This is a genomic window from Micromonospora sp. NPDC047670, assembly GCF_043204915.1.
In the GTDB taxonomy this organism is placed as follows: domain Bacteria; phylum Actinomycetota; class Actinomycetes; order Mycobacteriales; family Micromonosporaceae; genus Micromonospora.
Genome location: NZ_JBIDDA010000009.1, coordinates 51,229 through 63,275, shown reverse-complemented (window position 1 = coordinate 63,275; position 12,047 = coordinate 51,229). Strand labels below are relative to the sequence as shown.

The following is a 12,047-nucleotide window of genomic DNA, read 5'->3' as shown; positions in this document are numbered from 1 at the left end:
CTCGGGCGACGCGTCAGCGAAGCCGGCCGGTGCCGGAGAGCAGGGCGCGGGTGGTCTCCCAGCCCTCCACGGCCGGGTCGAGAAAGGCCAGGTCGGCCGGCCCGCGCAGGCGACGCCACGCCGGGGTGACCGCCAGGTCGCCGGGGCGCGGTGCCGCCGCCCGCAGGTCCGCGGGTCGCGCGGTGTCCAGGTCCAGCGCCGGCAGCCACGCCGGTACGGGCAGCCGGGCGGCCACGCCGAGCAGTCCCGGTTCGCCGCCCTCGACGGGCGCGACCGCCACCGGCCGGGTGGTGAGCGGGCGGAGCAGCTTGCCGATCGTCAGGCCCGGCACGTCGGGCGCGTCCCCGGCGACGACCGCCACCTGGTCGTGACCGGTTTCGGCGAGGGCGGTGAAGACGGCGTTCGGGGTCGCCTCCGGCACCTCGTGGACGGCCGTGTCCGGCCAGACCACCGCGTCGGCCAGCCACCGGTCCGCCGGCGTGACGGCGACCGCCGTCTCCACCTCGTTGAGCGTGGCGAACAGGTCGACCACGTCCTCGGCGAGCGCGGTCCGCCAGTCCACCGGATCGATGCCGGGCGGCGACCAGGTCACCGGTCCGAGCAACGCCACCACCACACGTCGGGCCACCCCACGACCCTAGCCGGGCGCCACGCGCACCACCGGCCCGACACGGTGTCGAGATCTTTGGTGGGCACGGGCCCCTGGAGGGGTCGTTCCGTACCAAGATCTCGTCGGCTGCGGGCGCGCGGTCAGCGCCGGTGGGTGCGGGACGGGACCGGCGGGGTGGTGTGGGCGAGGGGTCAGTCCGTCAGCGGCCCGCCGCCGGCCGCGGCGACGCCCTCCAGGTAGCCCCGCGCCCGCTCGGTCTTCGGGTAGCGCGCGACGAGCGCCCAGAACCGGTCGTTGTGGCTGGGCACGATGAGGTGCGCGAGCTCGTGCAGGAGCACGTAGTCGATCACCCAGTCGGGCATGTCCTGCACCCGGTGCGAGATGCGGATCGTGCCGTCGGCCGGGGTGCAGGAACCCCACCGGCCGTTCTGGTTGGTGACCCAGCGGACGCTCGTCGGCACGGCCTGCGTGCCGTGCTCGGCCAGGTAGAGCTTGATCAGCCGGGTGGCCCGGGCGAGCAGCTCGGCGTCGGAGCGCGCCAGGCGCCCCTCCCGGGCGGCGAGCCGGGCGAGCATCCGGTCGACCCACTCGCTCTCCTCGGCCCGGGAGAACTGGTCCGGAATGAGGACGACGACCCGCTCACCGTCGCGGTACGCGGACACCGTCCGTCGCCGGCGCTGGCTGCGCCGTACCTCGACGACCGGCTTGCGCGCCCCTGCCATCAGCGGGCCGCGCAGCCTCGGATTCCTGCCACGAAGGCAAGCTAATGCGTACTGACCAGGGGTCCGCAAGAGTCAACACGGCGACACGCGCCCGGAAAATGGTGATTGGTCGGCGGAGTCCCGAAAAAACTTTGACCGGGTGGCCGAGAATCGCTCTCGTCACCCTTCGTGGCGGTCGGTGCCGGGGGACGGGAGCCCACCCCCACCGTAGGTGATCACCGCGCGGGGCGCAGCTCGGGGGGCCCCGCACGGGGCATTCGACCGGGTTCGGTCGGCGTGTCCCCGCCAAACTGACTTATCAGACGTAATTCGCCATGCACACTCTCGACGTCGACTTGCTCACAGTGGCGAAGCACAGCTGACATGGAACTGCCCAGACCTGGGTAGGGTCCGCGGACCAGCGGTCACGACGGTGGCCGCGGAGAACGACCCAGCGCCGGCGCCCGCGTGGCCCGCCGCCGGGAACCCCGCCGGGACGGCATCGGCCGGCGGACGAGACGAGGAGGGCACCGTGGCCGACCAGGCCCAGACCTACAACGGTTACTGCGTCAAGTGCAAGGAGAAGCGGGACTTCGAGGGCCGCGTCGAGGTCTCGAAGACCGGGATGAACATGGCCAAGGGCAAGTGTCCGGTGTGCGGGACAACAGTGAACCGCATCCTGGGCAAGGCGAAGGTCTGACCCGTACGGGTGCTTCGGAGGGGGTGGCCGCTGGCCGCCCCCTCCGGCGTCACCGCACCTGATCCGCACCGCCCCCGGGCACCCGGCCGCGCCCGCCACCACCGCCCCCGGGCACCCGGCCGCGCCCGCCACCACCGCCCCCGGGCACCCGGCCGCCACTGTCGGCTCACCGACATGGTTACCGCTCGGTTGTGGATATCGCGGGATTTCCTGTGGACAGCCCTGGACAGGGAACCGCGCACCTGTGGACAACGATCGACCGACAGCGCGGACACGGCCACGATGCGTGTCATGCGCCGCGCCCCCTTGCCCCGTCCCACGCTGCTGCCGGGCCTCACCCGCCTCTGGCGGGACCGGCACACCCTCCAGCTCGGCGTCGAGCCGGGTCGCGCCGTCCTGCTGGAGATCGCCAACCCCCGGGCCGCCCGGCTGCTCGACCTGCTCGACGGCACCCGCAGTGAGCGGCTGGTGCTGGAGCACGCCGCCGGTGCCGAGGTGGCGCCGGACGAGGCCCGCACCCTGCTCGACACGCTGCGGGCCGCCGGCCTCGTCGTACCCGCGCACACGCTGCTGCCGAGGGATCTGGCCGGCCCGGCCCGGGCGCGCCTCGCCGCCGAGGCCGGGGCGCTGGCGCTGGCCGCCGCCCGGCTGCCCGGCACGCCCGCCCAGGTGCTGCGTCGCCGGATGGCCGCCCAGGTGGTGGTCACCGGTGCCGGGCCCCTCGGCGCCCCGGTCGCCCTCGCGCTGGCCCAGGCCGGCGTCGGGCACGTGCGCCCGGACCTGGCCGGCCCGGTCCGCCCAGCGGACCTGGTCGGCACCGGGATCCCGGCCGCCGCGATCGGGCGCCCGCTCGCCGGGGCGGTACGCGACGCCGTCGAGCGCGCCGCCCCGGGCACGGGCACGGGCCCGCTCCGGCGCGGCCGGGTCGACCTGGTCGTCCAGCTCGGCACGGACCGCCCGGCCGCCCTGCTCGCGGCCGGTCACGCCCGGCGCCGCCAGCCGCACCTGCTGGTCGGCCTGCGGGAGGGCGTGCCCGCGGTCGGGCCGCTCGTCCGCCCGCCCGCCGGCCCCTGCCTGAACTGCCTGGACCTGCACCGGACGGACCTCGACCCGGACTGGCCGGCGCTGGCGGCCCAGCTCGCCACCGGCGGCGTGGAGCAGGCGTGCGCGACCGCGACCCTCCTCGCGGCCGGGGCGTACGCGGCGGCGGAGGCGCTGGCCCAGCTCGACGGGGCCACCCCGGAGACGCTCGGCTGCGCCGTGGAAATCACCGGACCCGGCCGGTTCCGCCGCCGGGTGTGGCCTCCGCACCCCGCCTGCGGATGCTCCCGCGGCCGCCGATGACCGCCGGCCACCCTGCGACGCCCGTGACCGACGCCACGGGGGCGTCGTGCCGAGGGCGCCCGCGAGCCCGGCGGCGACCCCCAAGGGCGGGGACCACCACCCAGCCCGGCGGCAGAGCAGCCGTGGACCCCCGAAGTCGGTAACAATGGCCGGGTGACCGACATCCCGCGCCGGGCCGTGTCCCGGACCGCCAAGCTCGCCGCTCTGCCGCTCGGCTTCGCCGGTCGGACCGTCCTCGGCATGGGTAAGCGCGTCACCGGGCTCGCCTCCGACGTGATCTCCGCGGAGATCCAGCAGCGCACCGCCGAGCAGCTCTTCAGCGTGCTGGGGCAGCTCAAGGGCGGGGCGATGAAGTTCGGCCAGGCGCTGTCGGTCTTCGAGGCCGCCCTGCCCGAGGAGATCGCCGCCCCCTACCGCCAGGCGCTGACCAAGCTCCAGGAGGCCGCGCCGCCGCTGCCGGCGGCCAGCGTGCACAAGGTGCTCACCGAGCAGCTCGGCCCGGACTGGCGGGACCGGTTCGTCGAGTTCGACGACACCCCCGCCGCCGCGGCCAGCATCGGCCAGGTGCATCGCGCGGTCTGGCGGGAGCCGGGCTACGGCCCCTCCGGCGCGCCCAACACCCGCGACGTGGCCGTCAAGATCCAGTACCCGGGCGCCGGCGACGCCCTGCTCGCCGACCTCAAGCAGCTCTCCCGGCTCGGCGGGATGTTCCGGGCGATCCAGCCCGGGCTGGACGTCAAGCCGCTCCTGGCCGAGCTGCGGGAACGGATCACCGAGGAACTCGACTACGAGTTGGAGGCGGAGTCGCAGCGCGCCTTCGCCGCCGCGTACGCCGACGATCCGGAGATCCACATCCCGGCGGTGGTCTCCGCCTCGCCCCGGGTCCTGGTCACCGAGTGGGTCGAGGGCACCCCGCTGGCGGACATCATCCGCGAGGGCACGGAGGAGGAACGCGACGAGGCCGGCCGGCTGATGGCCATCCTGCACCTCTCCGCGCCGCAGCGGGCCGGGCTGCTGCACGCCGACCCGCACCCGGGCAACTTCCGGCTGCTGCCGGACGGCCGGCTCGGCGTGATCGACTTCGGCGCGGTGGCCCGGATGCCGGAGGGCACTCCCGAGCCGATCGGCCGCATCGCCGCGCTGGCGCTGCGGGGCGACGCCGACGAGGTGGTGGCGGGGCTGCGGTCGGAGGGCTTCATCGGGTCCACCGAGGAGATCGACGCCCAGGCGGTGCTGGATTTCCTCCGGCCGATGCTGGAGCCCATCGCCGCCGAGGAGTTCCGGTTCACCCGGGCCTGGCTGCGCGCCGAGGCGACCCGGCTGGCCAGCCCCCGGTCCCCCGCCTACCAGCTGAGCCGGCAGCTCAACCTGCCACCGTCGTACCTGCTGATCCACCGGGTGACGCTCGGGTCGATCGGCGTGCTCTGCCAACTGGAGGCGAAGGCGCCCTACCGGGGCATCCTGGAGCGCTGGCTGCCGGGCTTCGCCCCGGTCCCCTGACCCGACCGCCGGGGCGGCGGCAGCGCGCGGAACGCGCCGAGGGGCGGTGGCCGGAACCGGCCACCGCCCCTCGGGCATCAGTGGGATCTAGAGAACGCCCAGGTCGCGCGCCGATCGGTTACGGCCGTTCATGGCGACGGTACGGGCGGAACGGGTTGCCTCAGTGCTCGTGGTGGTACGACCGGCCTGAGGCCGGCGCATTCGAGCCCGGGACAACGCTTCGTGAAGTAGTTGCATTTCGGCGACTCCGTTAAGAACGTTCAGCATGGTGGTCAGCTCTCTCGTCGCCGGTGCGACACCGGCGTGGGTGGGACGGATCGGGAACATGTCAGGCCGCCAGCCGGACCGCGTTGCGCGACTCGGACAGCCCACTGGCCGCCAGCCGCGCCTCGGCCTCGACCCGGAGCGCCGCGTCGCGGGCGAGGTCCTCCTTGCGCGGGCGGCCACGGGGCCGCTTGCGCGGGACGACCGCGCCACGCTCGAAGATCTCGCCGCCCCAGACGCCCCAGGGCTCGGCCCGCTCCACCGCCCCGGCGAGGCACTCGACGCGCAGCGGGCAGTCCCCGCAGAGCGACTTGGCCAGCTCGAGCTCGGCGGGCGAGTCGGAGAACCACAGGTCGGGGTCGAACTTCCGGCAGGGCAGGTTCGCCTCCATCTCGACGCTCACGTCGAGCGGGGCCAACGCCAGACTCATCGCCCGGTCACCTCTCTCTCGTTTCGATCTCGTGGATCGCACTTCCGACGTACTTGGCGGGCAAAAAACTGAGGCCGCGGATCCCGGTAAGCGGGTTCCGCGGCCTCGAGGTGAGCCGGTGGTCTGATGATCAGACCGGTCTACCTCGAGGTGGAACTCCGCGGACGTCCATGCGCTTGCTGGCGGCATCGACACCCTTGCCCGTGAAGCCACTGGTCCCCTGGATCCCGTTCGGCGCGGTGGCGAGGATCAGCTCGGCCTGAGCCTCGACCTGGTGCACCTGCGGGACCGACGGTCGCGCAGCGGCGAGGGCCACCCGGACAGCCGACAGCGGAGCGACGGCAGCGGGCAGTGCCGCCGGACGCTCGTTGATGTAGAAGATCACCATTGGAACCACCTCCCTGACGTCTCTCTCGATGCCGACACGGTCTCGACCCCTCGTGAGCAGCCCGAATGGCGCCGCTCGCGAGGTGTGCCATGAGGCTATTCCTCGTCCGGGGGCGAGGGCAAACGAATTTACGACGAGATTTCGAAAGTTTTCTCCGGGCAGACGTCGTCGACCGCCGCGCCCGCCACCAGCGCCAGCACCGCCTCCCCGTAGAGGCCCAGCTTGCGGGGGCCGATGCCGGCGATCGCGATCAGTTCCTCCGCCCGCGCCGGACGCCGCTCGGCCAGCGCGACCAGTGTGGCGTCGGTGAAGACCACGTACGCGGGGACCCGCTGGCCGCCCGCCACCCGCAGCCGCCACTCGCGCAGCCGCTCGTGCAACTCCTCGTCGATGTCGGACGGGCAGGTGGGACAGCGGCCGAGCTTGCGGTCCGGCCCGGCGAGCAGGGTGGCGCCACAGATCCGGCAGGACACGATCTGGGTCCGCCGGCGCTCCGGCCGCCGCCCCGGGCCGGCGCCGGCCCGCTCCGTACCGCCCGAGCGGTCCAGCTGCGGCAGGAACCGCGACGGCCGCCGGGCCCGCCCGCCCGGCGAGCGGGCCGAGGCGTACGACAGCCACAGCCACTCCCGCGCCCGGGTGATGCCGACGTAGAGCAGCCGGCGTTCCTCCTCGACCTGCTCGGCGGTCTTGGCGTACGTGGTGGGGAGGGTGCCCTCGGAGAGGCCGACCAGGAAGACCGCGTCCCACTCCAGCCCCTTGGCCGAGTGCAGCGAGGCCAGCGTCACCCCGTCGACGGTCGGCACGTGCTGCGCGGCGGCCCGGCGGGCCAGCTCGTCGTTGAAGTCGGCCAGGGTGACCGGGCGCTCGACGGAGGCGGCCGGCCCGATCGGCAGCACCTGCGGGGTGGCCGCGTACTCCTCGGCGAGCTGGACCAGCGCGGCGAGCGCCTCCCAGCGCTCGCGGGCGGCGCCACCGGCCGGGGCGGCGTCGCGGGCCCAGCCGACCGCGGCGAGCGCCTCGACCACGGCGACGGGCAGCGGGGTCTCCCCCGGGATCGAGCGGGTGGCGGCCCGCAGCGCGACCATCGCCTGCCGGACCTCGGCCCGCTCGAAGAACCGCTCCGCCCCCTGCACCACGTACGGCACCTGCGCCTCGGTCAGCGCCTTCTCGTACGCCTCGGACTGCGCGTTGGTCCGGAACAGCACGGCGATCTCCTTCGCCGGGGTGCCCGCGTCGACCAGCGCGCGGCAGCGGGCGGCGACCGCGTTGGCCTCGGCCGGCTCGTCGGTGAAGATCCGCAGCTCCGGCTCGGGACCGGGCGGGCGCTGGCCGACCAGCTCCAGCCGCAGCCGCGCCTCGGCGCCCCGCGCCTGCGAGATGACCGCGTTGGCCAGCCCGACGACCTGCGGGGTGGAGCGGTAGTCGCGGACCAGCCGGATGACCGTCGCCCCCCGGTAGCGGCGCGGGAAGTCGACCAGGTAGGACGACGTGGCCCCGGTGAACGAGTAGATCGTCTGGCTGGCGTCGCCGACCACAGTCAGGTCGTCCCGCCCGCCCAGCCACGCCTCCAGCAGCCGCTGCTGGAGCGGGTTGACGTCCTGGTACTCGTCGACCACGAAGTGCCGGTACTGGGCGCGGACCTGCTCCGCGACGTCCCGGTGCTCCTCGATCCCCCAGACCGCGGCGCGCAGCATGTCCTCGAAGTCGATCACGCCGTTGGACCGCTTGAGGCGTTCGTACGCGGCGAAGACGTCGGCGACCCTCGCCGGCTCGTGCGGGGTGTCCCGCAGCGCCTTCGCCGCCGCCACCACGTACTCCCCCGGCTCCACCAGCGACGACTTGGCCCACTCGATCTCACCGGCCAGGTCCCGCGCGGCCGCCCGGTCGGCACGCAGGCCGGCCTTGGCCGCGGCGAGAGTGACCAGCCGGACCTTGCTGTCCAGCAGCTCGGGCATGGCCCGCCCCTCCAGGAGCCGGGGCGCGAAGTAGCGCACCTGGCGCAGGGCCGCCGCGTGGAAGGTCCGCGCCTGCACGCCCGGCACCCCGAGCACGGACAGCCGGGCTCGCATCTCGGCGGCGGCCCGGGCGGTGAAGGTCACCGCGAGCACGTGCCGGGCGGAGATCTCCCCGGACAGCACCCGGTGGGCGATACGGGAGGTGACGGCCCGGGTCTTGCCGGTGCCGGCGCCGGCCAGGATGCAGACCGGGCCGGCGGGGGCGGTCACCGCCGACCGCTGCTCCGGATCCAGACCGGCGAGCACGCGTTCGGACGCTGAGTGAACCACCACAGCGAGGAATTGTCTCAGCTCCCCCAGGCGTTGCAGCGGTTAGCCTGGGCTTGATCGGCAAGCCACCGGGCGGAGCGTTGGAGGATCTGACCATGCTGACGATGTATTCCACCCCCTGGTGCGGCTACTGCTACCGGCTGAAGTCGCAGCTCGACCGGGAGGGCATCGGGTACGAGGTGGTCGACATCGAGCAGGACCCGAAGGCCGCGGAGTTCGTGATGAGCGTCAACGGCGGCAACCAGACCGTCCCGACGCTGCGCTTCGCCGACGGCAGCGCCCTGACCAACCCCTCGATCACGCAGGTCAAGCAGCACCTGGCCAGCCTGTCCGCCTGACCTGACGCACCACCGGCCGACGAGCGGCCGACCCGTCCGGGCCGGCCGCTCGTGGCGTCACCGGGCCACCCTCCCGCGCCGCCCCGTCGACCACGAAATCATCGCCCGCGCCGTCGGCGTGTCGTGCCGACGACCTCGTGGTCGACGGGGCGGCGCGGGGCCGGGACGGTGGTGGGGCGGCGCGGGGCGGACCGGCGGAGGGCCGCCGCGCGGTGGGGGGCGGGAAGGTGCGGGGCCGGGGGGCGGCTGAGGGTGCGGCCGTGCCAGAGGTAGCCGCCGGCGAGCAGGGTGGCCAGGCCGATCAGGGCGAAGAGCAGGCGGTAGTCCAGCGCCCCGACGAGCAGCGCCCCGGCGCCGATGGAGAGCGCCTGCGGGCCGCTCACCACGGCCTCCGAGGCCGCGGCGACCCGGCCGAGCAGCCGGGGCGGGGTGCGCCGCTGGATGAGCGTGTGCAGTCCGACCATGGTCAGCGGCAGCGACACCCCCGCCAGCAGCACCGCCACGAAACCGAGCCAGAGGTTCGGGTACGTCAGCGCCAGCGAGGCCGGCCCGAAGAACGCCACCCCGGCCGCGAGCGTGCCCAGCTCGCCGACCCGGCGCACCACCGCCGGGGAGAGCAGGCCGCCGACCAGCCCGCCGATCCCCTGCACGGTGACCAGCACGCCGACGAACGCGGCGTCCCGGCCGAGCCCCCGGTCGACGTACGCGAAGATCAGCGACTCGCTGAAGCCCATCGCCAGCGAGCCCAGCGCGTAGCCGAGCAGCGCCCGGCGCAGCGCCGGCTCCCCGGCCAGGTGCCGCAGCCCGGCGCCCACCTCGGCGGGCCAGCGCAGCCCCGGCCCCGCCGACGGGGTCTCCGTCGTCCGCAGCGCCCCGACCACGGCGGCCGCCGAGAGGAAGCCCACCATGCCGATCGCGGCCAGCATCCATCCGCCGACGGCGGCGTAGAGGCCCGCGCCGGCCAGCGGGCCGATCAGCCGCAGCCCCTGGCGTACGGTCTGGAGCACGCCGTTCGCCTCGGCCAGCAGGTCGAGCGGCACGAGCTGCCGGATCAGGCCGCTGAGCACGGCGCTGAGCGTGATGTACGACAGGCCGTACAGGGCCGCCACCGCGTAGATGATCCACACGTCGGCCCGGTCCCGCACGGCGAACAGCGGGGTGAGCAGCACCGCCGTCACCAGGTTCGCCACCACGAAGAACGGGCGGCGCGGGTAGCGGTCGACGAACCACCCGACCAGCGGGGCCAGCGTCATCGGCGCGATGACCGCGAAGATGGTGGCGCCGGCCAGCCCGTCCGACCCGGTCAGGTCCTTCACCCAGATGGCGAGGGCGAGCAGCAGGATCGACTCGGCCGCCATGCTGGCGAGCAGGCCGCCGAAGAGCAGGCGGAATTCCGGGCGGCGCAGGACGGTACGCATGGGGTCCCTCCGGCGGGGGTGGTGCGCGTCTCGGCGTGGTCGGGGGTGCGCGGTCGGGTCGGGACGGCGCCGTACCGGCCGCCACGCCCTTCCACGGTCCTCTTTTCTGCGAGACACGCCCCCGCCGGGACCTCCGACGGGGGTTGCGCCGTCCATACTGACCGTGGGGGGCGAATTTCATACAGTTACCGTCGCGTCTGCGGCGGCCCACGGGAAAAGAGGACGTCGTGCCTCCTGCCTCACCCAGCCCGATCCTGCGCCGCCGCAGGTTGGGCACCGAACTGCGCCGGCTGCGCGAGGTCAGCGGTCTCACCGGGGACCAGGTCATCGAGCGGATCGGCTGGGCCTCCGCGTCCAAGTTGTCCCGCCTGGAGAACGGCCGCAGCCGTCCGGACCCGGACGACGTCCGCGTCCTGCTCCACCTCTACGGCGCCGACCGGGCGCTGCGCGAGGAACTCCTCGGCATCACCCAGGAGGCCGGCGACATCCGCGGCTGGCTGAAGAACTTCCCGGTGATGACCCAGCAGCAGCGCGGCTTCGCCGAGCTGGAGGCGGGCTGCGCGGAGATCTCCGAGTACAACCCCGTCCTGGTCCCGGGCCTGCTCCAGACGCCGGGCTACGCGTCGCTGCGGATCGCGTCGGCCCGCCAGGTCGGCGAGGAGGCCGGCGACCCGGAGGCCGGGGAGGACATCGACACCGAGGTGCAGGCCCGGCTGGCCCGCCAGTCGCTGCTGACCCGCACCCCCGACGCGCCGCGCTACACGGCGGTGCTGGAGGACGCGGCGCTCGGCGGCCGGGCCGGGCCGCCCGAGGTGCTGCGCGAGCAGCTGGTGCAGCTCTGCGAGCTGGCGACGCTGCCGAACGTCACGCTGCACGTCCTGCTCCGCGACACCCAGATCGGCGACTGGTACCTCCCGCCGACGGCGTTCTCCGTCTACCGGTTCGCGGACCCGCTCGATCCGGAGACGCTGGCCATCGAAGGCGGCTTCACCGACGTCATGTCGACCGAGGTAAACGCACTAAATCGCTATAAAGTGGTGTTCGAGTGGTTATGCACGGCGGCACTCTCCGCATCGGACACCCTCTCCTGGCTGATCGAGGCGACGGGACGGCTGCCCGGTACGGCGACCGCGTCCACGGTGGCGTACGGCTCGGCAACGGCGCCGACCCAGCGCCGCCGGCACTCCGGGCGTCTGACGGAACGGTGATCACGGGGGACCACCGTCGGGCCGTGCGCCCGCCACTCGTTCCATCGGTGCAGTTCACCTCAGGAGTGAAACGATGAACGAGATCCGCAACACGCCGTCCCTCCGTACGCACCTCGCCGACGCCCCGTGGCGCAAGAGCACGCGCAGCCAGACCTCGAACTGCGTCGAGGTCGCGCCACTGGGGACGGGGCCGGCCGCGGTGGCCCTGCGGGACAGCAAGGACCAGGGCGGCCCGGTGCTGCTGTTCAACCGGGCGGGTTGGCTGGGCTTCATCGCCGGCGCGAAGAACGGACAGTTCGATCTGAACTGATCCCCCGACCGTCGCGGGGCCGCCGGCACGCCGCCGGCGGCCCCGTCGCGTTCCCGCCCCGACGCCCGCGCTGACCAGGCATCCGCTGATCGGACGAGGCTCCGGACCGATAGTCGCGTTTCACTTGCTGAGACCCTCGCGCGGCGTAACATGACGGCAGAGTGACGTGGAACTTCCACCCGTTCTCAACCGTCGCGGTTCATCCGGAGACCCACATGCGTTTCCTGATCGTTCGCACCGACATCCGCGCCGCCTGCGACGTGGACATCGCCGCCGCCTGGGCGCGCGGCGGCCACCTGCGGGACGAGACCACCACGCCCGAACCGCGCCGGCAAATCGTGCACGCCGAGGACCGCGACGCCGCGCTGCTGCTGGCCCGCGCGCTGTCCACGGTGGGCGCGGTCCGCTCCGGGAAGCAGCGGGTCAAGGTGCTCCCGCTCGACGAGCCGACCCGCCGTTGGCGGGCCGCGCCCGACGACCGCGGCAGCTGACCCGCGCAGGGACGTCCGTCGTGGCCGGACCGGCTCCCCCGCCGCGTTCCATGCCCCAGC

13 protein-coding genes are annotated in these 12,047 nt (G+C 74.1%); 7 read left to right on the top strand and 6 right to left on the bottom strand.

The features are described 5' to 3' along the window. Positions 1-13: 13 nt before the first annotated feature. The gene (locus ACGF7U_RS21785) at positions 14-628 is read right to left on the bottom strand and encodes a hypothetical protein (RefSeq protein WP_393109326.1); all 615 of its coding nucleotides are present in this window, start codon (positions 626-628) and stop codon (positions 14-16) included. Positions 629-801: 173 nt separating this feature from the next. After that, positions 802-1,332, bottom strand: coding sequence for a M48 family metallopeptidase (locus ACGF7U_RS21780; RefSeq protein WP_393109324.1), 531 nt, complete (start codon positions 1,330-1,332; stop codon positions 802-804). A gap of 511 nt (positions 1,333-1,843) precedes the next feature. On the opposite strand from ACGF7U_RS21780, the gene ACGF7U_RS21775 reads away from it, so the two are divergent. From ACGF7U_RS21775 to ACGF7U_RS21765, 3 genes are all read left to right on the top strand, one after another. After that, positions 1,844-2,011, top strand: coding sequence for a DUF5679 domain-containing protein (locus ACGF7U_RS21775; RefSeq protein ID WP_012014940.1), 168 nt, complete (start codon positions 1,844-1,846; stop codon positions 2,009-2,011). Positions 2,012-2,302: 291 nt separating this feature from the next. Then, positions 2,303-3,355: a hypothetical protein gene (locus tag ACGF7U_RS21770; RefSeq protein ID WP_393109322.1), complete on the top strand. Its 1,053-nt coding sequence runs from the start codon at positions 2,303-2,305 to the stop codon at positions 3,353-3,355. Between the two features lie 153 nt (positions 3,356-3,508). Then, positions 3,509-4,855 (top strand): ABC1 kinase family protein, encoded by a 1,347-nt coding sequence (locus tag ACGF7U_RS21765; protein WP_393109320.1) that lies wholly within the window; start codon positions 3,509-3,511, stop codon positions 4,853-4,855. Between the two features lie 328 nt (positions 4,856-5,183). Here ACGF7U_RS21765 and ACGF7U_RS21760 read toward each other — a convergent pair whose 3' ends face one another. The 3 genes from ACGF7U_RS21760 to ACGF7U_RS21750 form a co-directional block, all read right to left on the bottom strand. After that, on the bottom strand, positions 5,184-5,549 hold the full coding sequence (locus ACGF7U_RS21760; protein WP_091103169.1) for a WhiB family transcriptional regulator: 366 nt from the start codon (positions 5,547-5,549) through the stop codon (positions 5,184-5,186). Between the two features lie 130 nt (positions 5,550-5,679). Then, positions 5,680-5,937, bottom strand: coding sequence for a hypothetical protein (locus ACGF7U_RS21755; RefSeq protein WP_393109318.1), 258 nt, complete (start codon positions 5,935-5,937; stop codon positions 5,680-5,682). Between the two features lie 128 nt (positions 5,938-6,065). Next, positions 6,066-8,225 carry an ATP-dependent DNA helicase UvrD2 gene (locus tag ACGF7U_RS21750; RefSeq protein ID WP_393109316.1) on the bottom strand — a complete coding sequence of 720 codons (2,160 nt, stop codon included), beginning with the start codon at positions 8,223-8,225 and terminating at the stop codon, positions 6,066-6,068. Positions 8,226-8,317: 92 nt separating this feature from the next. Between ACGF7U_RS21750 and ACGF7U_RS21745 the strand changes: the two genes are divergently transcribed. Beyond that, entirely contained in the window at positions 8,318-8,560 is a 243-nt protein-coding gene (locus tag ACGF7U_RS21745) for a mycoredoxin (protein ID WP_350682269.1), read from the top strand. Positions 8,561-8,658: 98 nt separating this feature from the next. Here the strand turns inward: ACGF7U_RS21745 and ACGF7U_RS21740 are convergent, their stop codons facing one another. Continuing rightward, positions 8,659-9,978, bottom strand: a complete 1,320-nt coding sequence (locus ACGF7U_RS21740; protein WP_393109314.1) for an MFS transporter — start codon at positions 9,976-9,978, stop codon at positions 8,659-8,661. 227 nt (positions 9,979-10,205) lie between these two features. Here ACGF7U_RS21740 and ACGF7U_RS21735 point away from each other — a divergent pair, with 227 nt between their 5' ends. The 3 genes from ACGF7U_RS21735 to ACGF7U_RS21725 all read left to right on the top strand — a co-directional run bounded on the left by ACGF7U_RS21735 (position 10,206) and on the right by ACGF7U_RS21725 (position 11,987). Beyond that, entirely contained in the window at positions 10,206-11,186 is a 981-nt protein-coding gene (locus ACGF7U_RS21735; protein ID WP_393109312.1) for a helix-turn-helix domain-containing protein, read from the top strand. Positions 11,187-11,259: 73 nt separating this feature from the next. Then, positions 11,260-11,496, top strand: a complete 237-nt coding sequence (locus ACGF7U_RS21730) for a DUF397 domain-containing protein (RefSeq protein WP_393109310.1) — start codon at positions 11,260-11,262, stop codon at positions 11,494-11,496. Positions 11,497-11,711: 215 nt separating this feature from the next. Continuing rightward, positions 11,712-11,987, top strand: coding sequence for a hypothetical protein (locus tag ACGF7U_RS21725; protein WP_393109308.1), 276 nt, complete (start codon positions 11,712-11,714; stop codon positions 11,985-11,987). The last annotated feature ends 60 nt before the right edge of the window (positions 11,988-12,047 follow it).